The sequence below is a fragment of the Roseomonas sp. FDAARGOS_362 genome, from assembly GCF_002754815.1.
In the GTDB taxonomy this organism is placed as follows: domain Bacteria; phylum Pseudomonadota; class Alphaproteobacteria; order Acetobacterales; family Acetobacteraceae; genus Roseomonas; species Roseomonas mucosa.
On sequence record NZ_CP024583.1, the window covers coordinates 111395 to 136824 of the forward strand.

Here is a 25430-nt window from a genome sequence, read left to right on the forward strand (position 1 = left end):
CAAGAGGAGGAGACCGGGTGAGCGACAATCTGCGCGAATCGATGGATTTCGACATCGTCATCGTCGGTGCCGGACCCGCCGGGCTTGCCGCCGCGATCCGCCTCAAACAGCTCGCCGATGAAAAGGGCGCGGATCTCTCCGTGGTCGTCGTGGAGAAGGGCTCCGAGGTCGGCGCGCATATCCTCTCTGGCGCGGTCATCGATCCCTCCGGCCTCGACCGGCTTCTGCCCGAATGGCGAAAGGATCCGGAACGCCCGCTGAAGACCGAGGTTTCCGACGACCGTTTCTATTTTCTCGGGCCGGCCGGCCATATCCGCCTTCCGAATGCCTTCATGCCGCCGCTGATGAGCAATCATGGCAATTTCATCGGCTCGCTCGGCAATGTCGCCCGCTATCTGGCGGCGCATGCGGAAGCCCTTGGCGTGGAGATCTATCCGGGCTTCGCCGCGACCGAAGTGCTCTACGACGAAAACGGCGCGGTCGCCGGCATCGCCACCGGCGACATGGGCATCGATCGCGACGGCAAGGCCAAGGACGACCATACGCCGGGCATGGAATTGCGGGCGAAATACACCCTCTTCGCCGAGGGCGCGCGCGGCAGCCTGACCAAGCAGCTTCTGGCCCGCTTCGATCTGATGGAGGGCCGCTCGCCGCAGAAATTCGGCATCGGCATCAAGGAACTCTGGCAGATCGACCCGCAGAAGTTCCGCCCCGGCCTCGTCCAGCATTCCTTCGGCTGGCCGCTCGACCTGAAGACGGGCGGCGGCTCCTTCCTCTATCACTTCGAAGACAATCTCGTGACCGTCGGCTTCGTGCTGCATCTCGATTACAAGAACCCCACGCTCTCTCCCTTCGAGGAATTCCAGCGTTTCAAGACCCACCCCCTGATCCGCGAAACCTTCGAGGGCGGCAAACGCATCGCCTATGGCGCCCGCGCCCTGACCGAGGGCGGCTGGCAGTCGGTGCCCAGGCTCGCCTTTCCGGGCGGCGCGCTGGTCGGCTGCGCTGCCGGCTTCATGAACGTGCCGCGCATCAAGGGCAGCCACAACGCCATCCATTCCGGCATCCAGGCGGCGGAGGCGGCCTTCGCCGCGCTGAAATTCGGCCGTGCTGCCGATGCGCTGGACGACTACGAAAACGGCTGGCGCGCCTCCGTCATCGGCCGCGACCTGAAGCCGGTGCGCAACGTCAAGCCGCTCTGGTCCCGCTTCGGCACGGCCCTCGGCGTCGCGCTGGGCGGCATCGACATGTGGCTGCAGACGCTGACCGGCCTCTCGCCCTTCGGCACGCTCAGGCACAGGAAGGCCGATTTCGAAAGCCTGAAACCGATCTCGGAGGTCACCCCGATCCGTTATCCCAAGCCGGACGGCGTCCTGACCTTCGACCGGCTGTCCTCCGTGTTCCTGTCGAACACGAACCACGTCGAGGATCAGCCGGTTCATTTGCGGCTCGCCGATCCGTCGATCCCGATCGGCCGCAACCTGCCGCTCTATGGCGAGCCCGCCCGGCTCTACTGTCCGGCCGGCGTCTACGAGGTGGTCCACGACGACGCGGAAAACCACGCCGAACCGCGCTTCGTCATCAACGCGCAGAACTGCGTTCACTGCAAGACCTGCGACATCAAGGATCCCGCGCAGAACATTACCTGGGTCCCGCCCGAAGGCGGCGGCGGACCGAACTATCCGAACATGTGACGCCCCCGTCATGAAAAGGAAGATCTGAATGAGCACGGCCTATATCGTCGATTACCTCAGAAGCCCGTTCACACCCGCCTATCGCGGCGCCCTCGCCGGCACCCGGCCGGACGACCTCGTCGCCGGCGTCATCAAGGCGCTTGTCGACCGGTCCGGCGTCGATCCGGCGGAAATCGAGGATGTGAACCTCGGCTGCGCCTTCCCCGAGGGCGAGCAGGGCCTGAACATCGCCCGCTGCGCGGCGCTGATCGCCGGCCTGCCGCAATCGGTCGGCGGCTCCACCGTCAACCGCTGGTGCGGCTCTTCCATGCAGGCGATCCAGATGGCCGCCGGCGCGATTGCCATGGGCGCCGGCGACGTCTTCGTGGCGGGCGGGGTCGAGAACATGAGCCGCGTGCCGATGATGGGCTTCAACCCCATGCCCAATCCCGGCTGGAGCGACGTGCAGCGCCTCGCCTTCCTCAACATGGGCCTGACGGCGGAAAACCTCGCCGACCGCTATTCGCTCTCGCGCGAGGAGCAGGACGCCTATTCGCTGGAAAGCCAGAAGAAGGCGCTCGCCGCCCGCGCCGACGGCAGGCTTGCGGCCGAGATCGCGCCGGTCGGCGACGTGACCGCCGATGGCTGCCCGCGCGAGACCGACGCGGCGAAGCTCGCCGGCCTCAAGACCGCCTTCAAGGCCGGTGGCTCGGTCACCGCCGGCAATTCCTCGCCGTTGACCGACGGTGCCTCGGCGACGCTGATTTGCTCCGAGGCCTTCGTCAACAGGCACGGCCTCAAGCCGCTCGCCCGGATCGCCGGCTACGCGGTCGCGGGTTGCGCGCCCGAGATCATGGGCATCGGCCCGGTCGAGGCGACTCGCAAGGCGCTTTCTCGCGCCGGTATCAGGAACACGGATCTCGACGTCATCGAGATGAACGAGGCCTTCGCTTCGCAGGTTCTCGCCTGCTGCCGCGACCTCGACATCGATCCCAAAAGCCTCAACCGCGACGGCGGCGCGATCGCGCTCGGCCATCCGCTCGGCGCCACCGGCGCCCGCCTCGTCGGCAAGGCATCCACCCTGCTGAAACGTGATGGTGGCCGCTACGGCCTCGCCACCCAATGCATCGGCGGCGGTCAAGGCATCGCCATGGTCGTGGAGGCCGCGTGAGATGACGAAGATCACCAAGGCCGGCGTCATCGGCGCCGGTGTCATGGGTTCCGGCATCGCCGCCCATCTCGCCAATGCCGGCATCGAGGTCGTGCTGCTCGACATCGAAAAGAAATTCGCCGACGGCGGCGTCGCCCGCCAGCTGAAGGCGAACGGCTTCATGGACAAGAGCTTTGCCGGCCGCATCACCACCGGATCGACCGGCGACGATATGGGCCTGCTCGCCGACGCCGACTGGATCGTCGAGGCCGTCGCCGAACGGCTGGAGATCAAGCAGGCCCTCTACAAGGCGATCGACGCGGTGCGCAAACCCGGTTCGATCGTCTCCTCCAACACCTCGACCATCCCGCTCGCCGCGTTGACGGACGGCCTGCCGGAAAGCTTCGCCGCCGATTTCCTCATCACCCACTTCTTCAATCCGCCGCGCATCATGCGGCTTCTGGAACTTGTCTCCGGCCCGAAGACCCGGCCGGACGTGACCGCGAAAATCCATGACTTCGCCGATCGCGGCCTCGGCAAGACGGTCGTCGTCTGCAAGGACACGCCCGGCTTCATCGGCAACCGCATCGGCAATTACTGGATGGTCGTCGCCCAGAACGAGGCGATCGCCATGGGCCTCGACGTCGAGGAAGCCGATGCCATCATCGGCAAGCCTTTCGGCATTCCCTCGACCGGAATCTTCGGCCTGCTCGATCTCGTCGGCATCGACCTGATGCCGACCATCCTGCGCAGCCTGCAGAACGCCCTGCCGAAGACCGACGCGATCCACGACTATGACGCCGAGCCGGCGCTGATCGCGAAAATGATCGCGGAAAACCGTCTCGGCCGAAAGAGCGGCGCCGGTTTCGTCCGTCTTTCGGCCGACCGCAAGACCCGCGACATCACCGACCTTAAGACCGGCGACTACCGGCCGATGAGGAAGGTCGCCTCCGAAAGCCTGGATGCCGCGAAGGGCGATGCGCGCGCCTTGATGGAACATCCCGGCCCCGGCGGATGCTACGCCTCCGTCGTCATGGAAAAATCGCTGGCCTATGCCGCCGCCCTCGTTCCGGAAATCGCCGATCGCCCCGACGCGGTGGATGACGCCATGCGCACCGGCTATGGCTGGAAGCAGGGACCGTTCGAACTGATCGACCGCCTCGGCGCCGGCTGGCTGGTGGACCGGCTCGAGGCGCGCGGTCTCACTGTTCCCGCCTATCTGGCGCTCGCCGCCGCAAAGGGCGGATTCTACAGCGTCGTCGATGGCAGGCGGAGCTGCCTGTTGCCCGATGGCGCCGTTCGCCCGGTCATGCGCGGCGAGGGCGTCATCACCATCGCCGACGTGAAGCTTTCGAGCAAGCCGGTGGTCGACTATGGCTGCGCCGCGCTCTGGGATCTCGGCGACGGTGTCGCCTGCCTCGAGTTCCGCACCAAGATGAACACCTTCTCCGAAGCCCTGCTCGACGCGATCGATGCGGCGCTCGGTGAGGTCGGCAGGAGCTTCAAGGCACTGGTGATCGGTTCGGATTCGCCCGTCTACAGCGCCGGCGCGGATCTCCGGGTCTTCCTCGAAACCGTCGAGACCGGCGGTTCCGAAGCACTCGGCAAGTTCATCGACAAGGGGCACCGGACCTTCATGGCTGTCAAATACGCGCCCTTCCCGGTCGTCGGCGCTCCCTCCGGGCTCGCCTTCGGCGGCGGCTGCGAGATCCTGCTCCATTGCGACGCGATCCAGGCCCATGCCGAACTCTCGATCGGCCTCGTCGAAACCCGCATCGGCGTCGTGCCGGGCTGGGGCGGCTGCAAGGAAATGCTGGTCCGCCAATATGGGCTCGCCGGCGGCACCAAGGGACCGGTCGCGCCCGCGATCGCCACCTTCAACCTCATCGCCCCGGCTCAGGTCTCCGGCAGCGCCTTCGAGGCCCGCGGCCTCGGCTTCCTCAGGGCGACCGATGGTGTCACGATGAACCGTGACCGCCTTCTGGCCGACGCCAAAGAGAAAGCCCTGTCGCTGGTGGACGGCTACGTCGCGCCGGAACCGCCGCAATTACCGCTGTCCGGTCCGTCCGGCGCCTCGGCAATGCGCAACATCGTCGAGAGCGAAGCGCTCGCGGGCCGCGCCACCGCCCACGACAAGGTCGTCGGCGCGGCGCTGATCGATGTCTTGAGCGGCGGACCGAACGCCGACCCGTTGAAGCCGACGACCGAGGACGAGATCATCGCCCTCGAACGCCGGGCCTTCATTGCCCTCTTCGAGACGCCGGAAACCGTGGACCGGGTGAAGCACATGCTCACCACCGGCAAACCGCTGCGCAACTGATCGCCAAGGAAGAACAACGACATGGCATCCTACAATCCCCCGATCGACGACATCGCCTTCCTGCTGAACGACGTGCTGGATTTCGACGGCCAGATGCAGACGCTGCCGGGCTACGAGGAAGTGAGCGCCGAACTCGCCGTCTCTGTGCTCGAGGAAGGCGGCAAGTTTTGCGCCGGCGTGCTGGAACCCTTGAACCGCCCGGCCGACGAAGAAGGCTGCAAGCTCGAAAACGGCCTCGTCTCCACCCCGAAGGGCATCGCAGACGCCTACAAGGCCTTTGTCGAGGCCGGTTGGGCCGGGCTGTCCGGCGCGCCGGAATTCGGCGGCCAGGGCCTGCCGCGCGCAACCCAGATCCTGCTCGACGAGATGCTGTCTTCCGCCAATCTCTCCTTCGGCCTTTTCCCGGGCCTGACGCGCGGCGCCGTCGAGGCGATCGAGCATCACGCCAGCGACGAGTTGAAGGCGAAATACCTGCCGAAGATGATTTCCGGCGAATGGACCGGGGCCATGGCGCTGACGGAATCTTCCGCCGGCACCGATCTCGGTCTGCTCACGGCCCGCGCCGAGCCCGTCGGCGACGGCTCCTACAAGATCAAGGGCACCAAGATCTTCATCTCTTCCGGCGACCAGGATTTCGGCGGCAACATCATCCATCTGGTGCTCGCCCGCCTGCCCGACGCACCGAAGGGCGTTAAGGGCATTAGCCTGTTCCTCTCGCCGAAATTCCTCGTCGAAGACGACGGTTCCCTCGGCGCCCGCAACGGCATGTCGGTCGGCTCGCTCGAGCACAAGATGGGCATCCATGCCCAACCGACCTGCGTCATGAACTATGACGGCGCTATCGGCTGGCTCGTCGGCGAACCGGGCCGCGGCCTGAATGCGATGTTCACGATGATGAATGCGGAACGCCTGTTCGTCGGCATTCAGGGTCTCGGCATCGCCGAAGCCGCCAATCAGAAGGCCGCCAGCTACGCCCGCGAACGCCTGCAGGGTCGTTCGCTCGACGGCAGCCGCGGACCCGTCCCGATCATCGAGCATCCCGACGTACGCAAGATGCTGCTGACCGGCCGTTCCTTCATCGACGCCGCCCGGGCGCTGGCGATCTGGACCGCCATGCAGATGGATATCGCCGCCCGCCATCCCGATCCCGCCGAACGCCGGCGCGCCGACGGTTTCGTCGCCCTGCTAACGCCGGTGGTCAAGGCAGCCTTCACCGATTTCGGCTTCGAGACCGCGGTGATTTCGCAACAGGTCTTCGGCGGCCACGGCTATATCCGCGAATGGGGCATGGAGCAGTTCGTGCGCGATGCCCGCATCACCCAGATCTACGAGGGCACCAACGGCGTCCAGGCCATGGATCTCGTCGGCCGCAAGCTGCCGATGGAAGGCGGGGAACTCGCCGGACGTTTCTTCGATCTGGTCAAGCAGGATCTGCAGGCGGCGTCACTCGTTCCCGCCACAGAGCGGATCGTCGCCGCCACCGCCTCGGCGCTCGACCGCCTCGAACGCACGACCGAGTTGCTGCTCGCCGGCAGCGGCGATCCGGCCGTGGCCGGCTCGGCCGCAACCGACTATCTTCGCCTCTTCGCGCTCACCGCCTTCGGCTGGATGTGGGCGAAGATGGCCGCCAGCGCCGCGGCGGCCGATACGCCGCCGAAGGTCCGCAAATGCGCCGTCGCCGATTTCTTCGCCGATCGCATGCTGCCGCAGACCCTCGGCCTCGAAACCGCGATCGCCAACGGAGCGACCTCGATCATTGCCCTGAACCAAGACCTTTTCTGATCCGTATACTCCAAGGGAGGAAGTAGCATGCTCGGAATGATGATGAACTCGCCGCTGCTGGTGTCGACCATCCTGCGCCACGCGGCGACCTATCACGACACGACCGAAATCGTGTCGAAGACGGTCGAAGGACCGATCCACCGCTATACCTACGCCGATCTGTCGAAGCGCAGCCAGAAGCTCGCCAACGCGCTGAAGCGGCTCGGCCTCGAATTCGGCGACCGCGTCGGCACACTCGCCTGGAACGGCTACCGCTATCTGGAACTCTACTACGGCGTCTCCGGTTCGGGCCTCGTCTGCCACACGATCAATCCGCGGCTCTTCCGCGAGCAGATCGGCTACATCATCGAGCATGCGGGCGACAGCGTGATCTTCGCCGATCTCACCTTCCTGCCGATCCTGGAGGCACTCGCCGACCGGCTCTCCGGCATGAAGGCGATCGTGATGATGACCGACGAGGCGCACATGCCGAAGTCGGAAGCCCTGCCGAACCTTGCCTGCTACGAGACCCTGATCGCCGGTGAGTCCGACGAATACGACTGGCCGGTATTCGACGAGAACACCGCCTCCGGCCTGTGCTACACCTCCGGCACGACCGGGGACCCGAAGGGCGTTCTCTACAGCCATCGCTCCAGCGTGCTCCACGCAATGTCGAGTTCGATGCCGGATGTGCTCGGCCTGTCGGCCAACGACGTGCTCTCGCCGATCGTGCCGATGTTCCATGTCAATGCCTGGGGCGTCCCCTTCTCCGGCCCGATGGCCGGCGCCAAGCTCGTCATGCCCGGTCCGAACCTCGACGGCGCCAGCCTGCATGCCCTGTTCGAAGCCGAAGGCGTCACCTGCACCGCCGGCGTTCCGACCGTCTGGCTCGGCCTGCTCGACTGGATGGACGCCCACGGCCAGCGCTTCACCAGCCTGAAGCGGGTGGCGATCGGCGGCTCGGCCTCACCGCCGATCATGATCAGCCGCTTCCACAACATGGGCGTCAAGGTCCGCCATGCCTGGGGTATGACCGAGACCAGCCCGATCGGCCTCGCCGCCTGCCTGATGCCGAAGCATCAGTCGCTCACGCCCGAACAGAGGCTGATGCTCGAGGCCAAGCAGGGCCGCCCGGTCTACGGCATGGAGTTCCGCGTCGACGGCGCCGACGGCAAGCCGATCACCCGAGACGGCAAGGCCTTCGGTGCGATGATGGTGCGCGGTCCGTGGGTCGCCGCCGGCTACTACAACACTTCGGAAAGTGCCGCACACGAAGTTCCCGGCTGGTTCAACACCGGCGACGTCGTCACCATGGACGAGGACGGCTTCGTCCAGATCGTCGACCGCACCAAGGACGTCGTCAAATCCGGCGGCGAATGGATCAGTTCGATCGAACTGGAGAACATCGCTCAGGCCCATCCGGCGGTGAAGGAGGCGGCGGTCGTCGCCAAGCCCGATGCGCGCTGGGGCGAGCGCCCGGTCCTCGTCGTCGTCCTGAAGCCCGGCGAGAGCTTCGGCCGCCACGAGATGGTCGAGCACTATACCGGCAGGATCTCCAAATGGAGCATCCCCGACGACGTGATCATCGTCGACGAACTGCCGCACACGGCGACCGGCAAGCTCCTGAAAACCGCGATCCGCGATATCGTGCTCAAGGAATATGCCAGCGTCACCCCCGACGACAGCATCATCGGCTAGGCGCGCCATGACGAACGATGTTCAGAGCCTTTACCTCGAGGACATTGCGGTCGGCCAGACCTTCGAAAGCGCTCCGCATGTCCTGACGGTCGAGGAAATCAAGGATTTCGCGGGCCGCTACGACCCGCAATTCTTCCATCTCGACGACGAGGCGGCGCGGGAGAGCCTGTTCGGCGGCCTCGCCGCCAGCGGCTGGCACACCGCCGCGACGACGATGCGCCTGCTGGTCGAAAGTGTGCCCTTCTTCGGCGGGCTGATCGGCGCCGGCGGCGAGATCTCCTGGCCACGCGCGACGCGACCGGGAGACGCCATCCGTCTGCGCAGCGAGGTCACAGCGGTCACGCCATCCCGCTCGCGCCCTGAGCGCGGCATGGTCAACATGCGTTGCGAGACGGTCAATCAGCACGACGAGGTGGTGCAGGTCTTCACGCCGAAGATCGTCGCATGGCGGCGAACCCTGCTTTGACGGACTCCACCAAAATCTGGAAGACAGCTCAGCGTCTCAGGTCAGTCTCTATACGCGGCTGCCCGCTTCGTGCATGATCTCGGTCTTTGCACAGACCTTGAAGCTGCAATCAACCACCCGCCTTACAGGTGCTAGAGCCCGTCCACTTTAATCCGGGTCATAGCCGCAGGCAGCGAAGTAATTTTCGCATTCTTGGGCGGTGAAGATGTTGACGATTTCGCCAACCGTGTTCCATAGACCTTCTATGGAGCGCTCGGCCTTTGCCCTGAGCATTGCCTTCAGCTTGGCAAAGGCGTTCTCGATTGATGGGATGGATGGCTCCTGCTCCCGGCGTCGCATTGCGCCATAGTCGGGAAGTCATCATCCCGTATAAGAGGAGCCATCCATGTCCGAGCTTGCCACAGTCGGTATCGATCTCGCAAAGAGCGTCTTTCAGATCCATGGTGTAGACGAGAGTGGACAAGTTCTCGTGCGCCGCCAGCTTCGCCGCGGCCAATTGCTCGCGTTTTTCCAGAAGCGTCCACGATGCCTGATCGGCATGGAGGCTTGCGCAGGTTCTCATGACTGGGGCCGCAGGCTTCAGGAGATGGGGCATGACGTTCGGCTGATGCCGCCGTCCTATGTGAAGCCTTACGTGAAGTAATGGTCAGGTGAAGATTACTTTACATAGGGCCGCACGTACTCGGGCGACATCAGCCGCACCTCGTGCCCTGCCTCACGCAGCCGCCGGCCCAGGTGGTGCGCTCCACAGCAGGCCTCCATCGCCACCATGCAGCCCGGCGACCCTGCCGCCAGCCCCACCACCCCGTCCCGGTGCAGGCGCCGTCGCAGGACTACCCGCCCAGCCGCGTCCAGCCCGACCACGCTGCAGCTGTTCTTGCCCAGATCTACCCCGAGAACCGCAATCTCCAACATGGGTCAGCTCCCTTACGCCCCGGTTGCCCGGCCAGCCTACGCCAGCAGGATTGAGGGGCGGGCCATCCCATAAAAGTCAGCCCATGCCGCGGAGCAGGACCGCCCGGATGTCCTGAGGCGCCGTTGGGCATGGTTCGACGGCCAGCTCGATCTCGACCCCGCCAGGTTGGTCTTCATCGACGAGACCTGGGCGTCCACCAATATGGCCCGCACCCGTGGACGGGCGCCGCGAGGCGAGCGCCTGCGGGCTAGCATCCCGCACGGGCACTGGAAGACCACCACCTTCGTCGCCGGACTGCGCAACACCGGCATGGTCGCGCCCATGGTGCTCGACGGCCCAATCAACGGCCGCGCCTTTCAGGCCTATGTCGATCAGGTCCTCGTGCCTGAACTGCAGCCCGGCGACGTCGTCGTCATGGACAACCTAGGCAGCCACAAGGGCGCGGGCGTCAGAGCGTCCATCGAAGCAGTCGGCGCGAGCCTGCTCTACCTCCCGCCCTACAGCCCAGACTTCAACCCGATCGAGAACGCCTTCTCCAAGCTCAAGGCGCTGCTCCGCAAGGCTGCCGAGCGCACCCTTGACGGGCTCTGGACTACCATCGGCCACCTCATCTCAACCTTCACGCCAACCGAGTGCGCCAATTTCTTCGCTGCCGCCGGGTATGATCCAGAGTGATGGGAAAACGCTCTAGGTAGTGCCCCGCCAACTCGGCTGGGGCACTACGACTCTTCACGAATATGCAGCGAGGTTCAGCTGCCTTGTCCTGACGGATCCTGGATACCAGGGACACCAGCTTGAGGATTATCCGGGCCATGCTGATGGGGGGTCGTCGGGTGCGGAGCAGCCGAGAAGGCAGCCATGCCGGGCGAGCCCGCACCCTGGTCGATGGTCAGGCCGTTCGGCGCTCGTGCGCTGGGCGCCGTAGTGACGTAACCGGCTTGCTGAGCAGAAGCGGTGCCAGGCGCTACAATAGCCGTCAGCATGAGGGCGACGGCGCCTCCGAGGGGCCAAGCGCGGACCGCGCCGCGGAGCTGGCCTATGAAGCCTGAAGACCGATGTAGTGTGTGGACAGGCATCTGAACCTCCTTGGTTGAGCGACAAGCGTTGCTCGCCGACGCAGCCAAGATAGAGGTCGTGCATTGCAGGAGCCTTCCTGGAAGGCGACAAGATATTTCTATGTGCCGGCCATGTGCGGCGCTCGTCACTGCAGCGGCGGCCCCGCGGTGAACGGGGTCGCCGCTGCATCAACTTAGGCGGCCATCGCGCGGCAGGACGCAGCACACTTTCGGCACTGCTCGGCGCATGCCTCCATGCCCCCCACGGCGTCGCAGCTCGCCGCGCACTCCTCGCAGATCTCTGCACACTCACGGCAGGTATGCTTATGATGTTGGGTGCCGATCAGCATCATGTTCGCCGAGGTCTGGCAAATCTCGGCGCATGCCATCATGAGCTTAAAGTGAGCCGGTTCGACGTGTTGGCCGCTGACCTCTAAGCAATGGTTCATGGCCATGCTCAGGCAGGTGCTGTGGCAGCGCAGGCATTCCTCAATGCAGGCCTGCATTTCGGTGGACATGTGGTGCATAGCGGTTCTCCGAGGACAATGGCGCCTCAATGAGACAGCGAAGGCGGCGTCGGTGGGTTTCGCTGTCGACGGTCGGTGCTCGGCTTTGCTCGGTCAGGCTGGCAGCTGGCACCGGCTGGAGTGGCCCCTATTTCGACCGGACACCGGGCGTAGCCCCGAGGGCCTAGGCTTACGCCTGGGCATACGCCTATGCCGAACGACCCCACGCGCGTCGAAATCATCACCGGGCACGAGCGCCGCCGCCGCTACACTGCCGACCACAAGCTCCGGCTGGTCGAGGAGACCATGCAGCCGGGCATGACAGTCTCGGCGGTCGCCCGCTTGCACGGCATCTCGCCTAGTCTGCTGTTTCAGTGGAGACGGCGAATGTCAGAGGGCGGCAAGGCAGCAATCCAGGCCGATGACGACGTGGTCGCCGCGGGGCGGCTGCGCGAGTTGGAGGGCCGCATCCGCGACCTTGAGCGCCTGCTAGGGCGCAAGACCATGGAGGTGGAGATCCTGCGGGAGGCCCTCAGCGCCGCCCGGGGAAAAAAGCCCGTCTGGCAGTTGCCGTCGCCTCCATCGGACGGTTCCCGGTGAAGGTGGTGGCCGAGACCCTTGGCGTGGCCCGCTCCAACCTGGTTGAGCAGGTCCGGAGGGGAGCAAAGCCCCGAGGCCGCTACCGGCGTCAGGGCGACGACGAGCTGGCGGCGGCCATCCGCCAGCTCACCGACGCCAGGCCCACCTATGGCTACCGCCGGATCGCCGCTCTGCTGAACCGCGCCCGCCGGGCCTCAGGGGCCGAGCCCATGAACCACAAACGCGTCTACCGGCTGATGCTGCGGGAGGGGTTGCTCCTGCAGCGACACGGCACCAGGCGACCGATCCGAGCCCATGAGGGCCGCGTCATCGCCCCCGCCTCGAACCTGCGCTGGTCCTCGGACGGCCTGGAGATCCCGTGCTGGAACGGTGAGGTGGTGCGCCTGGCGTTCGCCATCGACACTCATGACCGCGAGGTCATGGCCTGGGTCGCCACCACCGGTGGCATCAGCGGCGAGATGATCCGCGATCTCATGCTGGCCTGTGTCGAGCGGCGGTTCGCGGCCCTCAGGGCACCCCACCCCGTGCAGTGGCTCGCCGACAACGGCTCGGCCTACGCTGCCCACGACACGCGCGACTTCGCCATCGCGCTGAACCTCGTCGCCTGTTTCACACCCGTCCGCAGCCCCGAGAGCAACGGGGTCAGCGAGGCCTTCGTGAAGACGCTCAAGCGGGACTACGCCCGCATTCATCCCAGCCCTGATGCCGCCACTGTCCTCCAGCAGCTCCCTGGCTGGATCGAGGATTACAACGAGAGCCATCCCCACAAAGGCTTGCGGATGCGCTCACCCCGTGAGTTCATCCGTGCCCAGTCCCAACCAGCCCCGTGTCCGGTTTGATGGGGGCAACTCCACCGGCCCGTCTCTCAATCGAGCCGTAGCAGCCAGCTCAGGGTGTGCTGCATGTCTATGACGACGCGGAACGCGGGCGACTTCTCGGCAATTGCAGTGATCTAGCGCAGAATTTCAGGACGTCCATGCAGACTCGTGAGACCCTACAAATGTTACGCCTAGGGTGTGAGCGCAATGCTCACGAAGGATATTGAACAAGGCAACTAAGCTGAAGCCTATGGAGTGCTCGTGCATCGCTAGTGTCCCCGCCGATCCCTCCCATCAGCGCCGACCCGCCTTGACCTCGATCAAGTCGCCGTTCTGGGGCGCAGCGCGGCCTATCCGGCCATTCTGGTCAATGCCGGGCCCACACCCGGTCAGCTCCACCGCCGAATAGGATGACCTCGTAGGGCGTCCCCGGGATGTCCATGCCCGGTGAGGAGGGCGGCATCCCCGGCGCGGCAAGTCCCTTGGCGCGCGGGCGCTCCGCCAGCAGGCGGCGGACATCGGCGGCAGGGACGTGGCCTTCCACGACGTAGCCGCCGACCGTGGCCGTGTGGCAGGACTGGAGCTTGTCCGGCACGCCGTTGACCGCCTTCACCGCTTGCAGGTCCGCGACCTCATGGACGGTCGCCTCGAAGCCCGCCGCGCGCATGTGCCTGACCCATCCCTCGCAGCAGCCGCAGCTCGGGTCTTTCCACACCTGGAGTGCTGGGCCCTGGGCAGCCCGAACTACGCTGACGGGCAGCGCCGCAGCAGCCAGCCCGAAACCCAGGAGGGAGCGCCGGGCGACGCCGCCCGTGAACCTCTTGCTCATCACATCGCTCCCAGGAAGCTGCTGATTGTGCTCTTGCCGTTCGCCTGTCGCAGGCTCCCGTCCTGACCGGCGTCATGGCTGCCGGGCGCGCAGTGGTCGCCTTCGGCAATCTCGTCGAGGATCGGGCATTCCGGCCGGTCGTCACCGTGGCAGGCGTCCGCCATGCGCTCCAACGCCTCGCACATCCGGGTCATCTCGGCGATTTTGGCGCGCATTTCGGCCGCATGCTCTGTCGCGATGCGCTTCACGTCGGCGCTCGCACGATCCTCGTCCTGCCAGAGCCCAATGAGCCGCTTTATGCTGTCCAGCGGTAGGCCGAGGTCCCGCGCCCTCCGAACGAAGCGGAGGGTACCAATGTCCTGCTCCGAGTAGACGCGATAGCCCGCCTCGGTCCGCCCCGCCGCGGGAAGGAGGCCCACGCTCTCGTAGTATCTCAGCATCTTCGCGGAGACGCCGGACGCCTTCGCGGCCTGTCCGATGTTCATGGGGACCTCCTTTTCAAGGCACCGCAGTCCTGGTCACGGCCAAGATGGAGATTCCCACTGTGGGAAGGTCAAGACGTTCCCCCAGAGCTTCCCCATTCGGCGACCGATGGTCCTTGACCTTCCCATCATGGGAAACACCACCTTCTCGGTCACCTGAGCAACGAGGGCCCGCCACGCGGCCCAAACCGGGGCGGCAAGCATGAGCAGTCACCACACCAGTCACGGGCATTCGCACCAGCACGGGCCGAGCTGCGGCCACGACCACCACCATCATCACGGTCTCGGCCCGGCCGCTGACGCCGGGCTCGTCACAGATCCGGTCTGCGGGATGAAGGTCGATCCGGCCACCTCGAAGCACCGCTTGGAGCATGCCGGGACGACATTTCACTTCTGCTCAGCTGGGTGCCGGACGAAGTTCCAGGCTGACCCCGACAAATATCTGAAGCCGAAGGAGGCCGCCGCGGCCCCGCCTCCAGCTCCACGGAAGGGCACCATCTACACCTGCCCGATGCACCCCGAGATCCGGCAGGAGGGGCCCGGGAACTGCCCCATCTGCGGTATGGCGTTGGAGCCGCTGGACGTCACCGCTGAGGCCGCCCCCAACCACGAGCTGGCCGACATGACCCGCCGGTTCTGGATCGGGCTGGCCCTCACACTCCCCGTGGTGGTGCTGGAGATGGGGGCTCACATCCCTGGCCTCGGGCTCCATCACCTGGTGCCGCCCAGGATCTCAGTCTGGATCCAATTCCTGTTGGGGACCCCCGTCGTGCTTTGGGCCGGCTGGCCGTTCTTCATGCGCGGTTGGCAGTCGGTCGTGAACCGCAGCCTCAACATGTTCACGCTGATCGCCCTCGGGACCGGCGCCGCATACCTCTACAGCTTGGTGGCGACCTTCGCCCCCGGTGTCTTTCCGGAAGGCTTCCGGGGCATGGACGGCACGGTGGCCGTCTACTTCGAGGCAGCTGCTGTCATCACCGTGCTCGTCCTTCTCGGGCAGGTGCTAGAGCTGCGCGCCCGGGAGCAGACCGGCGGTGCCATCCGCGCCCTACTCAACATGGCGCCGAAGACCGCGCGGCGCCTCAAGGAGAATGGAGAGGATGAGGAGGTTCCCCTGGCGGACGTCCAGGCTGGCGACCGGCTGCGGGTGCGTCCGGGAGAGAGCGTGCCGGTGGACGGCGAGGTATTGGAGGGCGGTGGCGCCGTGGACGAGTCCATGGTTACCGGCGAATCCCTGCCGGTGGAAAAGGCGCCCGGGTCCAAGCTCATCGGCGGCACAGTGAACGGAACCGGCGCGCTGGTGATGCGGGCCGACAAGGTCGGCTCCGACACCATGCTGTCCCGCATCGTCGCCATGGTCGCCGAGGCTCAGCGCAGCCGAGCGCCCATCCAGCGAATGGCCGACCAGGTGTCCGGCTACTTCGTCCCGGCGGTCATCGCCGTCGCGGTCCTGGCCTTCATCGCCTGGGCCGTCTGGGGCCCGTCACCGGCACTCTCCTACGGGCTGATCGCAGCCGTCTCAGTGTTGATCATCGCCTGTCCCTGCGCGCTCGGCCTGGCTACGCCCATGAGCATCATGGTGGGTGTTGGCAAGGGAGCCGGTGCGGGTGTGCTCATCAAGTCAGCTGAGGCGCTCGAGCGCATGGAGAAGGTCGACACCCTTGTCGTGGACAAGACCGGCACGCTGACTGAGGGCAAGCCCAAGGTCGTGGCCGTGGTCCCGGCACTGGGTCTGACCGAGGCCGAGGTGCTGCCCTTGGCGGCCAGCCTGGAGAGGTCGAGCGAGCACCCGCTGGCGGCGGCCATCGTGGCCGCGGCCCGGGAGCGCGGGGTCGAAATGTGGGAACCCGCCGAGTTCGACTCTGTGACCGGCAAGGGGGTCACCGGCACTGTCGGCGGACGGCGGGTGGCCCTGGGGAATGCCCGCCTAATGCAGGATCTCGGCGTGGACCTGGGCGGGCTGGCCACCACGGCGGACGAGCTCCGGCGCGAGGGAGGGACGGCGCTTTTCCTTGCGATAGACGGCAGGCCCGGTGGCGTTATCTCCGTAGCGGACCCAGTCAAGGCGACTACGCCATCCGCCCTGGAGAGCCTGCGCGCCGCGGGCGTCCACATCGTCATGCTGACCGGCGACAATCAAACGACGGCCGGTGCCGTTGCCCGGAAGCTCGGCATTGGCAAGTTCCAGGGCGACGTCCTCCCCGAGGACAAGCACCGCATCGTTCGCGATCTCAGGGCGCAGGGGAAGGTCGTTGCGATGGCCGGTGACGGCGTCAACGACGCCCCGGCGCTGGCCGAGGCCGACGTGGGCATCGCCATGGGCACCGGGACGGACGTCGCCATGCAGAGCGCAGGCGTGACGCTGGTGAAGGGTGACCTTGCCGGGATCGCACGGGCGCGGGCCCTGAGCCGGGCGACCATGCGCAACATCCGGCAGAACCTGTTCCTGGCCTTCATCTACAACGTGCTCGGGGTGCCGCTCGCGGCAGGCGTCCTCTACCCGTTCCTCGGGATACTTCTCAGCCCGATCGTCGCTGCCTTGGCAATGGCGCTGAGCTCGGTTTCGGTGATCGGCAACGCCCTACGACTGCGCACAATCCGGCTGTAGGGCGTGAAATGAGGAACTGCCTGGCACGCGCCGAATACGGCCGACAGGTGTCGTGGTGGCGGCGTCAGCCGCCACCACGGTGCCGATTACCGGGAGCGGGAACGTCCCTGGGACGAGCCGCCCATCATGTTGCAGTGCGCCATCATGGACTGCATGTCCGGCGGGATCGGCCGTCCCGCGCTGGCGTCCGCCTGCATCTGGCGACAGTGCGCCATCATGTCTTGCATGTTCATGCCGGACATGTTGTGGCCCTGCATGCCCGACATCCCCTGCATGTTCCCGTGGTTCATCCCGGGCATGTTGGAGTGGTCCATGCCCTGCATGCCCGCGCTGTCCGGACGCTGCATCGCGGCGCCCGGCGTCGTCGTGGAACGGCCCGCGGGCTGGACCGGAAGTTCCGCGGAAGTGGGTGCGGAAGCCTGTGGCGCGGACTGCGGCGCGCAAGCCACGGCTGTGAGCGCGAGGCCCAGGCCCACGACGAGACGTGCGGCCCACCCACTGCGAGAAGCGGCGTTCATGCGTCCTCCTATTCGCCATGCCACGCCGGACCGGGCTGGCGGATGCGGATGGAATCCCGTGTCCGGCGGGGCGCTCCCGCGAGGGGCGGCAGCCAGGCGCAGCGTACAAGCTCCCTTCCGGGCCGTCGTTGCCGGAAGGCTCGCTCAATTCTTACGTTTTATTGCCAGAGCCTCAGCGCGATTGATGAAGCCGGGGCGACCGTAGATATCCAATGCAACAGGCGGTGATGGTGCACGGCATCGCTCGCTGAGCACGCGCAACCGCAGCGCGCCGTCACTGCCACGCCTCCCGTCATTTCACGAAGGAGCTTCCGAGCATGGTTGAGGTTACGCTGTCGCGGCGCAAGATGCTCGCTGCTGGCATCGCCGCCCTCTCGGCTCCGGCTCTTCCGGGATCCGCCCTGGCTCAGCCAGCCGTCGGGCGGGCGATGCCCCGCGAGTTCAATCTCGCGATCGAGCACGTGTCGCTAAACATCACCGGCCGCAGCCGCCCGGCCATCGCGATCAACCGCTCCGTTCCGGCCCCCGTCCTCCGCTTTCGCGAGGGCGAGGAGGTAATCATCAACGTCGCCAACCGGCTCCGCGAAGAGACGTCGATTCACTGGCACGGCCTGATCCTTCCGAGCAGTCAAGACGGCGTGCCGGGCATCAGCGATGGCTTTCAGGGCATCGCGGCAGGACAGACGCACCAGTACCGCTTCCCACTCGTGCAGTCGGGCACGTACTGGTACCACAGCCATTCCGGGACGCAGGAGCAGGCTGGCCTCTACGGTCCGCTGGTCATCGATCCGGTGCGCCCGGACCCTTACGGCTACGACCGGGACTACATCATCCAGCTCTCCGACTGGACAGACGAGAACCCGCACCGCGTCATCCAGAACCTCAAGCGCGACGCGGGCTACTACAATTACAGCAAGCGCACCGCGGCGAGTCTCGCCAACGAGCTCGCGCGCGCGCCGAACGCACAGGCGCGCGAGGTCATCATCCGCGACCGGATGATGTGGGGCGACATGCGGATGGACCCGACGGATATCGAGGACGTCACGGGCTACACGTTCCTGGTCAACGGCCGGACGCCCGAGCAGAACTTCACTGCGGTCTACCGTCCCGGCGAGACGGTTCGTCTGCGCTTCATCAACTCCGGCGCCATGAGCCACTTCGACGTGCGCATCCCCGGGCTGGAGATGACCGTTGTCCAGGCGCACGGCAACAACGTGCAGCCGGTGGCTGTGGACGAGTTCCGCATCGCCCCAGCCGAGACCTTCGACGTACTCGTGCGCCCCGCGGGCGGGCGCCAGTTCCAGATCCTGGCGGAGTCCATGGGCCGCCAGGGCTTCGCGAGCGCCAGCTTGGCCACCCAGAACGGTTTACCGATGATGCCGCTGCCCCCGCACCGCGAGCGGCCGCTACTGACCATGGCCGATATGGGCGGCAACTACGGGCCCAAGGGCCTGGACCGCGGCACCCTGCGTCCCGAGACGGACCGGCCCGGCCAGATCGCCCCCATGGAGTCCATGGACATGGGCGGCATGAACCACTCGGGGATGTCCGGCATGGGTTCCGGCGGTGCCCAGGGCGGCATGCAGGGCATGGATCACTCGAACATGCCCGGGATGAACCACGGAAATATGCCGGGAATGAACCAGGCCGCCCCGGCCCGGGGGACGGGCGGTGCTCGCCAAGCCCCGGCCAAGCCCCCGGCCATGGACCATTCGAACATGCCCAGCATGGATCACTCCAACATGCCGGGTATGGGCCGCTCGTCGTCCCTGGCACGGGATCCGGGCTTCCGCCTTGCTGTCGCAGACCTTCCGGTTGGTTCCGTGCCGGGCGCGGGCCTTTTCCGGCTGGCCCAGGCGAGCCAAGGCTCCAGGCCGGGCATAGACCATTCGGGCATGCCCGGCATGGACCACTCCAGCATGCCGGGGATGGACCACTCGAACATGCCGGGCATGGGGCGGCCGCAGGGAGGTCAGCAGCCCCGGCAACAGGGGCGCCAGGGTCAGCAGCCCGCGCCGCGGCGCGACCAGCGCGGCGCGGCCCCGGCTGCGCCGGACCACTCGGCGATGGGCCACGGCGCGCCGGGCACCGGCCAAATAGGTCAGGTCGATACCTCCGCGGCAAGCGCCCATGCGGGCCACGGGGGGATGGCGCCGCCCGACCCGTTCGCGGTGAACACCGGGGCGCCTCCGGGCACCCGTGTCCTGACATACCGCATGCTCCGGGCGCTCTCGAATCCCTACCCGGTACGCGAGCCCAACCGCATCATTGAGGTGCGCCTCACCGGCAACATGGATCGCTACTTTTGGGCCATTAACGGCAACCGCTTCAGCGAGGCGCAGCCGATCGTGCTGAACCTCGGCGAGCGGGTCCGGATGCGGTTCATCAACGAGACCATGATGAGCCACCCGATGCACCTGCACGGCGTCTGGATGCAGCCGCAGGTGGGCAACGGCGCCCAGAACCCGCTGCTGCACACCATCAGCGTCAAGCCTGGCAGCACACTTGATGTGGATGTGGAGGCGGATGCCGAGGGCGGCTGGGCCTTCCACTGTCACATGCTCTTCCACATGGAGACCGGGATGATGCGGAAGGTCGAGATCCGACGTCAGCCGCGCGTCGCGTCTAACGGCTGATCACGAAGGACCGACACCCGATGCGACTTACGACCAAGGCGGCCGCCCTTCTCACGACCCTGCTCGGCTTCACCCTGGCCGGCGGGGCGTCGGCCCAGCAGGCCGCCTCCCAGAACGCGGTACACGATCCGGGCGCGCACGGCGCCTCGTCCCACGAGGTCTACTTCGGCGCCGTCCTTTTCGAGAAGCTCGAATGGGGCGTCGGCCTCAACGGCGCACCGAATATTGCGCGCTGGGACGGTCAGGCTTGGTACGGCACCGACTACGACAAGGTCTGGATCAAGACGCAGGGCGAGCTTGAGCGCGGGCGCCGCGCCGAGAATGCCGAGATTCAGCTGCTCTACTCCCGCCTCATCGGGTACTTCTGGGACTTCCAGGCGGGTGTCCGCTACGACCCGCGTCCGCGGCCGGACCGCACCTACGGCGTTATCGGCATTCAGGGCTTGGCCCCGGGCCTGTTCGAGGTGGACCTCCAGGGCTTCGTGAGCGAGAGGGGCGACCTCTCGGCGCGGCTTGAGCTCTCTTACGACGTCTACGTCACCCAGCGGCTTGTGCTGCAGCCGAACCTGGAGGTGAACGTCGCTGCCCAGCGCGTGCCGGAACTCGGCATTAACAGCGGGTTCAATGACATAGAGGCAGGTTTCCGCCTCAGGTACGAGTTCACCCGCGAGGTCGCGCCCTATGTCGGCGTGAACTATACAAGGCGCTTCGGCGAGGCCGCCAAGTACGCTCGCGCTGAGGGGGTGAAGGCCGAGGGTATTGAATTCGTCACCGGCATTCGTCTGTTCTTCTGAACGGGCCGGTCGAATGAATGCTTGCTGCGAGGACGAAGGTTCCGTCGGAGGGCCGCGTTGACCGAGCGTCCTGGAAGCGACGGTTCCCGCGGAGTGCCCGCCCCCAACCTTCCACCTATGTCGGGAGAGGGGCGACACGTTCTCGTCGTCGAGGACGATGGGGAACTGCGCAAGCTCCTGCTCACCCTTCTGCGCCGCAGCGGGTTCCGCGCCAGCGGCGCCCGCGACGGCATCGAGATGCGACGCCTCTTGGCATCGGCCCAGGTGGACCTCGTGCTGCTCGACATCATGCTGCCGGGTAAGTCGGGGTTCGAGCTCTGCCGCGATCTCCGTGCCGAGGGACGGATCCCGGTCATCATCCTGACCGCCCTGGCCGAGGCATCGGACCGCGTTGTCGGGCTGGAGCTGGGGGCGGACGACTTCGTCGTGAAGCCAGCCGACCCCCGGGAGCTGGTCGCCCGCATCCGGGCTGTCCTCCGCAGGGCCGAGGGCCCTGAGGATAACGCGGGCGGTAAGGGCCGTGAGGTGGCGCACTTCGCCGGGTGGTCCCTGGATACCCGGCGTCGCGAGCTTCTCAGGCCGGACGGCGTCGCGGTCGAGCTGACCAGCGGCGAGTATGACCTCCTCCTGGCGTTCGTCGAGCGGCCGCAGCGTATCCTGACGCGGGACCAGCTCCTGGACATCGCCCGGAACCGCCCTTACGGCGGCCTGGACTGCTCGATGGACGTCCAGATCAGCCGGCTGCGGGCCAAGCTCGGATCCAGGCCCCACGAGGACGGGGAGCCGGGCCTCATCAAAACGGTCCGTGGCGTAGGATACCTGCTGTCGAGCCCCGTGGATTGGTCTGGGTGAGAAGGTTCCTCCCCCAGTCCCTTGCAGCACGGACCCTGGCGACCCTGACAATTGGTTTCGCGGTGCTCTTCGCCGCCATGGTCGGCATCCACGACGTGCTGCTCCGCCATGCCGTGGAGCGGGGGACCGAGGAGCTGCTAGCCCAGCGCCTGGCGACGATCCTGGATGCTGTAGCATCGGCACCGGAGGGCGACAGGGACCGGATCGCCCATGCCCTGTCGCGGGCGGACCTGGAGGTGCACTGGCGCCGCGACGCGGCCCCCACCCCCGAGCACCCCTCCCGCGAGGAGTGGCCGACCGTCGCGGCCCGAACAGCGGCCCTGAGCAGCGTGGCGACCGAGTTGCGCGTGCGCCCCGGACGCTACGAGGCCGCGTCGGACCGGCTCGTCGGCATCGGAGCGGTGGCCCGCCTACAAGACGGCTCCTGGCTGGAGGTGGAGCTCGCCTCCTTCACCGTGTTATCGGCCGATCAGGGCGTGCTGCACTCCTACGCGGCTACCGTCGGCTTAGCCCTTCTCCTGGCTGTCGGCTTCGCGGCCCGTTCTGTCTCGGCGCCGGTCTCGGCGCTGGCGAAGGCCGTTTCCCGCCTCGACCCTGTGGAACGGCATGGAATAGGAACCCTGTTGGAGGGGTGATCGGCGTCCAAACGGGACCCCACTGACGGCGGGGTTCACAGTGGTTCCCGGGATGATCGGGAGCCAGGGCTGGGATGCTGGTCGTGGAGACGGTGGCAAAGATCCGGCGCCTGCACTGGGTGCAGGGCAAGTCGATCAAGGCGATCTGTCGCGAGCTCGGGATTTCGCGAAAGGTGGTCCGGAAGGTTCTGCGGTCCGGGGAGACGGAATTCCGCTACAGCCGGGCGCGGCAGCCGCAGCCCAAGCTGGGACCTTGGCAGGCCGATCTGGAGCGCCTGCTGGAGGCGAACGAGGCGCGGCCGCGGCGCGAGCGGCTGACGCTGGTGCGGGTCTACGAGGCGCTGCGTGGGCTGGGATATGAGGGCGGCTACGACGCGGTCCGGCGCCATGCGCGGGGGTGGCAGGCGTCACGGGCGACGGCGGTGGCAGCAGCCTTCGTGCCGCTGAGCTTCGCGCCGGGCGAGGCGTACCAGTTCGACTGGAGCCACGAGGTCGTGCTGATCGGCGGCACGACGGTAACCGTCAAGGTCGCGCATGTGAGGCTATGCTACAGCCGGATGCTGTTCGTTCGCGCTTATCCGCGCGAGACGCAGGAGATGGTGTTCGACGCCCATGACCGGGCGTTCGCCTTCTTTCGCGGCACCTGCACGCGGGGCATCTACGACAACATGCGCACGGCGGTGGACGCGATCCTGGTGGGACGGGATCGTGCCTACAACCGGCGTTTCCTGCACATGTGCAGCCACTACCTGGTCGAGCCGGTGGCCTGCACTCCGGCCTCAGGCTGGGAGAAAGGTCAGGTCGAGAACCAGGTCGGGCTGGTGCGGGAGCGGTTCTTTACGCCGCGACTGCGGGTGAGGAGCTACGAGGAGCTGAACGCCCTTCTGCTGGACCGGTGCGTGTCCCATGCCCGGGCCAATCGGCATCCGGAGCAGAGGGAGCGGACAGTCTGGGAGGCGTTCGAGGCGGAGCGGCCAAGCCTGGTGCCCTATGCCGGACGGTTCGACGGGTTCCATGCCGTGCCTGCCGCGGTGTCCAAGACCTGCCTGGTGCGGTTCGACAACAACAAGTACTCGGTGATGGCGAGCGCGGTGGGGCGGCCGGTCGAGATCCGGGCCTATGCCGAGCGGATCGAGCTGCGCCAGGACGGCCGGGTGGTGGGCGAGCACCGGCGCGTGTTCGGCCGGGACCAGACGGTGTTCGACCCCTGGCACTACGTGCCCGTGCTGGCGCGCAAACCTGGAGCGCTGCGCAACGGGGCACCGTTCAAGGACTGGCTGCTGCCCGGTGCACTGGAACGGGTCCGCCGCAAGCTGGCCGCGGCCGCCGATGGCGACCGGCAGATGGTGGAGATCCTGACCAGGGTGTTGGACGACGGTCTGGCTGCGGTCGAGGCCGCTTGCAGCGAGGCGCTGCGCGAGGGCGTCCACTCGGCCGACGTCATCCTCAACATCCTCGCCCGCCAGCGCGAGCCACCGCCGCCGGTGACCATCCTGACCCCGGAGGCGCTCCGGCTGCGGCATGCGCCGCTGGCCGACTGCACCCGCTACGACAGCCTGAGGAGAGGACCCTGATGGAACGCACCGCTATCCTCGCCACCATGGGCGAGCTCAAGCTCTACGGCATGCGCGCGGCGTTTGACGCCATCATCACGGCCGCCGTCAAACGCCAACATGAGCCACAGCAGGTCATCGGCGACTTTGTCTCGGCCGAGATCGCCGAGAAGCAGGCGCGCTCGATCAAGTACCAGATCACCACCGCCAAGCTGCCGCTGGCCAAGGACGTGGACGAGTTCGGGTTCGACGGTACCCCGGTCAACGAGGCTCTGGTCCGTGATCTCGCGGGGGGTGGGTTCCTGGCCCAGCAGCGCAACGTGGTACTCGTCGGCGGCACCGGCACAGGCAAAACTCATTTGGCCATCGCCATTGCCCGGGCCTGCATCCGCGATGGAGCGCGCGGGCGGTTCTACAACGTGGTGGACCTGGTGAACCGTCTTGAGGCCGAGACCCGGGCCGGACGACAAGGGCGCATCGCCGACCATCTCTGCCGCCTGGATTTCGTTGTCCTCGACGAGCTTGGCTACCTGCCGTTCGCCCAGTCCGGCGGCCAGTTGCTGTTCCACCTGGTCAGCCGCCTCTACGAGCAGACCTCGGTCATCGTCACCACCAACCTCGCCTTTGGTGAATGGCCCAGCGTCTTTGGGGACGCCAAGATGACCACCGCCTTGCTCGACCGCCTCACTCACCACTGCGACATCGTCGAGACCGGCAACGACAGTTGGCGATTCAAGAACCGCGCCTGAACGCCTTACAAGAGGGGTCCCTTTTGCGCGCCGATCTGGGGTCCCCATTCAATGCCGATTGACAGTCCTCCTTCGTGAAGCCCCCAAGCTGCGGGTTCGGCAGGATATTGAGTACAGCCTCGGAGGGCCTGCACAGCTTCACCCCGAGGGGCGTCACCACGATCGGCCGGTTGATGAGGATGGGGTGGGCCATCATCGCGTCGAGCAGCTGGTCGTCGGTCAAGGAAAGGTCGCCGAGGCCCAGCTCCGCGTAGGGCGTGCCCTTCTCGCGCAGGACGTCGCGGACCGGCACGCCCATGCGCCGGATCAGGTCGGCCAGGACGTCCCGGGTCGGCGGGGTCTTCAGGTACTCGATCACTTCCGGCTCCTCGCCGGAGTTCCGGATCAGGGCCAGGACGTTGCGGGAGGTCCCGCAGGCCGGGTTGTGGAAGATCGTGATGGTCATGCCGCAGGCTCCGGGGAGGGGCAGGCACAGGCCGAGAGGGCGGCGACCGCGGGGGTGCAGACCTCCGGGTGGCCCTGGCAGCAGTCCCGCATCAAGAAGGCGATGAGGCCGGATAGGGCGTCGTAGACGGCCGAGTACCGGATGGACCGGCCGTCCCGGCGCGACTGCACCAGCCCGGCCGCCTCAAGGTGGGTGAGGTGGAAGGACAGGCGCGAGGAGGTGGCGCCCATCGCCTCGCCGATGGCGCCCGCCGCCATGCCGTCCGGCCCCGCCGTCACCAGCAGACGCACGATCCGGAGGCGGGTCTCCTGCGCGAGGGCGCCGAGGGCATCGAGTGCTTGCGTTTCGTCCATGACCTCTTAATGT

The 25430-nt window shown here is 66.7% G+C and carries 20 protein-coding genes and 4 pseudogenes; 16 read left to right on the plus strand and 8 right to left on the minus strand.

Going from position 1 to position 25430, the window contains the following annotated elements:
- The first annotated feature begins 41 nt into the window (after nucleotides 1-41).
- Genes CTJ15_RS02310 through CTJ15_RS02335 form a run of 6 tightly spaced genes read left to right on the plus strand, consistent with a single transcriptional unit; the run spans nucleotide 42 to nucleotide 9068 of the window.
- Nucleotides 42-1694, plus strand: coding sequence for an electron transfer flavoprotein-ubiquinone oxidoreductase (locus tag CTJ15_RS02310; RefSeq protein ID WP_047100005.1), 1653 nt, complete (start codon nucleotides 42-44; stop codon nucleotides 1692-1694).
- Between the two features lie 28 nt (nucleotides 1695-1722).
- Nucleotides 1723-2844, plus strand: coding sequence for a thiolase family protein (locus tag CTJ15_RS02315; protein ID WP_025292310.1), 1122 nt, complete (start codon nucleotides 1723-1725; stop codon nucleotides 2842-2844).
- A 1-nt stretch (nucleotide 2845) separates the two neighbouring features.
- Nucleotides 2846-5143, plus strand: a complete 2298-nt coding sequence (locus tag CTJ15_RS02320; RefSeq protein WP_099780998.1) for a 3-hydroxyacyl-CoA dehydrogenase/enoyl-CoA hydratase family protein — start codon at nucleotides 2846-2848, stop codon at nucleotides 5141-5143.
- Nucleotides 5144-5164: 21 nt separating this feature from the next.
- Nucleotides 5165-6925 (plus strand): acyl-CoA dehydrogenase C-terminal domain-containing protein, encoded by a 1761-nt coding sequence (locus tag CTJ15_RS02325; protein ID WP_025292312.1) that lies wholly within the window; start codon nucleotides 5165-5167, stop codon nucleotides 6923-6925.
- Between the two features lie 27 nt (nucleotides 6926-6952).
- Entirely contained in the window at nucleotides 6953-8602 is a 1650-nt protein-coding gene (locus CTJ15_RS02330; protein ID WP_099780999.1) for a long-chain-fatty-acid--CoA ligase, read from the plus strand.
- Nucleotides 8603-8609: 7 nt separating this feature from the next.
- Nucleotides 8610-9068 carry a MaoC family dehydratase gene (locus CTJ15_RS02335; RefSeq protein ID WP_025292314.1) on the plus strand — a complete coding sequence of 153 codons (459 nt, stop codon included), beginning with the start codon at nucleotides 8610-8612 and terminating at the stop codon, nucleotides 9066-9068.
- Nucleotides 9069-9215: 147 nt separating this feature from the next.
- On the opposite strand, the pseudogene CTJ15_RS02340 reads toward CTJ15_RS02335, so the two are convergent.
- Nucleotides 9216-9386, minus strand: a pseudogene (locus CTJ15_RS02340) (IS630 family transposase); the annotation flags it as partial.
- Between the two features lie 67 nt (nucleotides 9387-9453).
- On the opposite strand from CTJ15_RS02340, the pseudogene CTJ15_RS02345 reads away from it, so the two are divergent.
- Nucleotides 9454-9708, plus strand: a pseudogene (locus CTJ15_RS02345) (IS110 family transposase); the annotation flags it as partial.
- 20 nt (nucleotides 9709-9728) lie between these two features.
- Here CTJ15_RS02345 and CTJ15_RS02350 read toward each other — a convergent pair.
- Nucleotides 9729-9980: pseudogene (locus tag CTJ15_RS02350) on the minus strand (IS110 family transposase); the annotation flags it as partial.
- Nucleotides 9981-10056: 76 nt separating this feature from the next.
- Between CTJ15_RS02350 and CTJ15_RS02355 the strand changes: the two are divergent.
- Nucleotides 10057-10659, plus strand: a pseudogene (locus CTJ15_RS02355) (IS630 family transposase); the annotation flags it as partial.
- A gap of 574 nt (nucleotides 10660-11233) precedes the next feature.
- Here the strand turns inward: CTJ15_RS02355 and CTJ15_RS02360 are convergent.
- The gene (locus CTJ15_RS02360) at nucleotides 11234-11566 is read right to left on the minus strand and encodes a four-helix bundle copper-binding protein (RefSeq protein ID WP_099781000.1); all 333 of its coding nucleotides are present in this window, start codon (nucleotides 11564-11566) and stop codon (nucleotides 11234-11236) included.
- A gap of 189 nt (nucleotides 11567-11755) precedes the next feature.
- Here CTJ15_RS02360 and CTJ15_RS02365 point away from each other — a divergent pair.
- Nucleotides 11756-12984, plus strand: a protein-coding gene (locus tag CTJ15_RS02365; RefSeq protein ID WP_226945911.1) for an IS3 family transposase whose coding sequence is annotated in 2 segments (ribosomal slippage) — nucleotides 11756-12092 and nucleotides 12092-12984 — 1230 coding nt in all. Because the reading frame shifts where the segments join, the coding sequence is not laid out codon by codon here.
- Nucleotides 12985-13330: 346 nt separating this feature from the next.
- Here the strand turns inward: CTJ15_RS02365 and CTJ15_RS02370 are convergent.
- Nucleotides 13331-13792 carry a DUF411 domain-containing protein gene (locus CTJ15_RS02370; RefSeq protein ID WP_099781002.1) on the minus strand — a complete coding sequence of 154 codons (462 nt, stop codon included), beginning with the start codon at nucleotides 13790-13792 and terminating at the stop codon, nucleotides 13331-13333.
- Nucleotides 13792-14277, minus strand: a complete 486-nt coding sequence (cueR, locus tag CTJ15_RS02375) for a Cu(I)-responsive transcriptional regulator (protein ID WP_099781003.1) — start codon at nucleotides 14275-14277, stop codon at nucleotides 13792-13794. The genes CTJ15_RS02370 and cueR overlap by 1 nt, the downstream gene beginning before the upstream one ends.
- A gap of 199 nt (nucleotides 14278-14476) precedes the next feature.
- Here cueR and CTJ15_RS02380 point away from each other — a divergent pair, with 199 nt between their 5' ends.
- Nucleotides 14477-16882, plus strand: a complete 2406-nt coding sequence (locus CTJ15_RS02380; RefSeq protein WP_099781004.1) for a heavy metal translocating P-type ATPase — start codon at nucleotides 14477-14479, stop codon at nucleotides 16880-16882.
- Between the two features lie 86 nt (nucleotides 16883-16968).
- On the opposite strand, the gene CTJ15_RS23680 is transcribed toward CTJ15_RS02380, so the two are convergent.
- On the minus strand, nucleotides 16969-17400 hold the full coding sequence (locus CTJ15_RS23680) for a hypothetical protein (RefSeq protein WP_126281746.1): 432 nt from the start codon (nucleotides 17398-17400) through the stop codon (nucleotides 16969-16971).
- A gap of 317 nt (nucleotides 17401-17717) precedes the next feature.
- On the opposite strand from CTJ15_RS23680, the gene CTJ15_RS02390 reads away from it, so the two are divergent.
- From CTJ15_RS02390 to istB, 6 genes are all read left to right on the plus strand, one after another.
- Nucleotides 17718-20036: a copper resistance system multicopper oxidase gene (locus CTJ15_RS02390; protein ID WP_099781006.1), complete on the plus strand. Its 2319-nt coding sequence runs from the start codon at nucleotides 17718-17720 to the stop codon at nucleotides 20034-20036.
- A gap of 20 nt (nucleotides 20037-20056) precedes the next feature.
- The gene (locus tag CTJ15_RS02395) at nucleotides 20057-20830 is read left to right on the plus strand and encodes a copper resistance protein B (RefSeq protein ID WP_099781007.1); all 774 of its coding nucleotides are present in this window, start codon (nucleotides 20057-20059) and stop codon (nucleotides 20828-20830) included.
- Between the two features lie 117 nt (nucleotides 20831-20947).
- The gene (locus CTJ15_RS02400; protein ID WP_099781008.1) at nucleotides 20948-21682 is read left to right on the plus strand and encodes a response regulator; all 735 of its coding nucleotides are present in this window, start codon (nucleotides 20948-20950) and stop codon (nucleotides 21680-21682) included.
- Between the two features lie 62 nt (nucleotides 21683-21744).
- Complete coding sequence (locus tag CTJ15_RS02405) at nucleotides 21745-22317, plus strand: hypothetical protein (protein WP_226945896.1); 573 nt, start codon at nucleotides 21745-21747, stop codon at nucleotides 22315-22317.
- A gap of 74 nt (nucleotides 22318-22391) precedes the next feature.
- Nucleotides 22392-23891 (plus strand): IS21 family transposase, encoded by a 1500-nt coding sequence (gene istA / locus CTJ15_RS02410; RefSeq protein ID WP_099780886.1) that lies wholly within the window; start codon nucleotides 22392-22394, stop codon nucleotides 23889-23891.
- Nucleotides 23891-24619 carry an IS21-like element helper ATPase IstB gene (gene istB, locus CTJ15_RS02415; protein WP_099780961.1) on the plus strand — a complete coding sequence of 243 codons (729 nt, stop codon included), beginning with the start codon at nucleotides 23891-23893 and terminating at the stop codon, nucleotides 24617-24619. The genes istA and istB overlap by 1 nt, the downstream gene beginning before the upstream one ends.
- Here the strand turns inward: istB and arsC are convergent.
- Both arsC and CTJ15_RS02425 read right to left on the minus strand, forming a co-directional pair.
- Entirely contained in the window at nucleotides 24603-25064 is a 462-nt protein-coding gene (gene arsC / locus CTJ15_RS02420) for an arsenate reductase (glutaredoxin) (protein WP_099781009.1), read from the minus strand. The genes istB and arsC overlap by 17 nt on opposite strands.
- Nucleotides 25061-25417 carry a helix-turn-helix transcriptional regulator gene (locus CTJ15_RS02425; RefSeq protein ID WP_099781010.1) on the minus strand — a complete coding sequence of 119 codons (357 nt, stop codon included), beginning with the start codon at nucleotides 25415-25417 and terminating at the stop codon, nucleotides 25061-25063. The genes arsC and CTJ15_RS02425 overlap by 4 nt, the downstream gene beginning before the upstream one ends.
- Nucleotides 25418-25430 lie beyond the last annotated feature (13 nt).

What these genes read in the sequence shown, in the direction of transcription:
- CTJ15_RS02395 (WP_099781007.1), top strand. Translation starts at nt 20,057, where the DNA reads ATGCGACTTACGACCAAGGCGGCCGCCCTTCTCACGACCCTGCTCGGC.
- CTJ15_RS02320 (WP_099780998.1), top strand. Translation starts at nt 2,846, where the DNA reads ATGACGAAGATCACCAAGGCCGGCGTCATCGGCGCCGGTGTCATGGGT.
- CTJ15_RS02315 (WP_025292310.1), top strand. Translation starts at nt 1,723, where the DNA reads ATGAGCACGGCCTATATCGTCGATTACCTCAGAAGCCCGTTCACACCC.
- CTJ15_RS02335 (WP_025292314.1), top strand. Translation starts at nt 8,610, where the DNA reads ATGACGAACGATGTTCAGAGCCTTTACCTCGAGGACATTGCGGTCGGC.
- CTJ15_RS02360 (WP_099781000.1), bottom strand. Translation starts at nt 11,566, where the DNA reads ATGCACCACATGTCCACCGAAATGCAGGCCTGCATTGAGGAATGCCTG.
- CTJ15_RS02400 (WP_099781008.1), top strand. Translation starts at nt 20,948, where the DNA reads ATGTCGGGAGAGGGGCGACACGTTCTCGTCGTCGAGGACGATGGGGAA.
- CTJ15_RS02425 (WP_099781010.1), bottom strand. Translation starts at nt 25,417, where the DNA reads ATGGACGAAACGCAAGCACTCGATGCCCTCGGCGCCCTCGCGCAGGAG.
- CTJ15_RS02390 (WP_099781006.1), top strand. Translation starts at nt 17,718, where the DNA reads ATGGTTGAGGTTACGCTGTCGCGGCGCAAGATGCTCGCTGCTGGCATC.
- CTJ15_RS02310 (WP_047100005.1), top strand. Translation starts at nt 42, where the DNA reads ATGGATTTCGACATCGTCATCGTCGGTGCCGGACCCGCCGGGCTTGCC.
- arsC (WP_099781009.1), bottom strand. Translation starts at nt 25,064, where the DNA reads ATGACCATCACGATCTTCCACAACCCGGCCTGCGGGACCTCCCGCAAC.
- CTJ15_RS02325 (WP_025292312.1), top strand. Translation starts at nt 5,165, where the DNA reads ATGGCATCCTACAATCCCCCGATCGACGACATCGCCTTCCTGCTGAAC.
- CTJ15_RS02370 (WP_099781002.1), bottom strand. Translation starts at nt 13,792, where the DNA reads ATGAGCAAGAGGTTCACGGGCGGCGTCGCCCGGCGCTCCCTCCTGGGT.
- cueR (WP_099781003.1), bottom strand. Translation starts at nt 14,277, where the DNA reads ATGAACATCGGACAGGCCGCGAAGGCGTCCGGCGTCTCCGCGAAGATG.
- CTJ15_RS02330 (WP_099780999.1), top strand. Translation starts at nt 6,953, where the DNA reads ATGCTCGGAATGATGATGAACTCGCCGCTGCTGGTGTCGACCATCCTG.
- CTJ15_RS02380 (WP_099781004.1), top strand. Translation starts at nt 14,477, where the DNA reads ATGAGCAGTCACCACACCAGTCACGGGCATTCGCACCAGCACGGGCCG.
- istA (WP_099780886.1), top strand. Translation starts at nt 22,392, where the DNA reads ATGCTGGTCGTGGAGACGGTGGCAAAGATCCGGCGCCTGCACTGGGTG.
- CTJ15_RS23680 (WP_126281746.1), bottom strand. Translation starts at nt 17,400, where the DNA reads ATGAACGCCGCTTCTCGCAGTGGGTGGGCCGCACGTCTCGTCGTGGGC.
- istB (WP_099780961.1), top strand. Translation starts at nt 23,891, where the DNA reads ATGGAACGCACCGCTATCCTCGCCACCATGGGCGAGCTCAAGCTCTAC.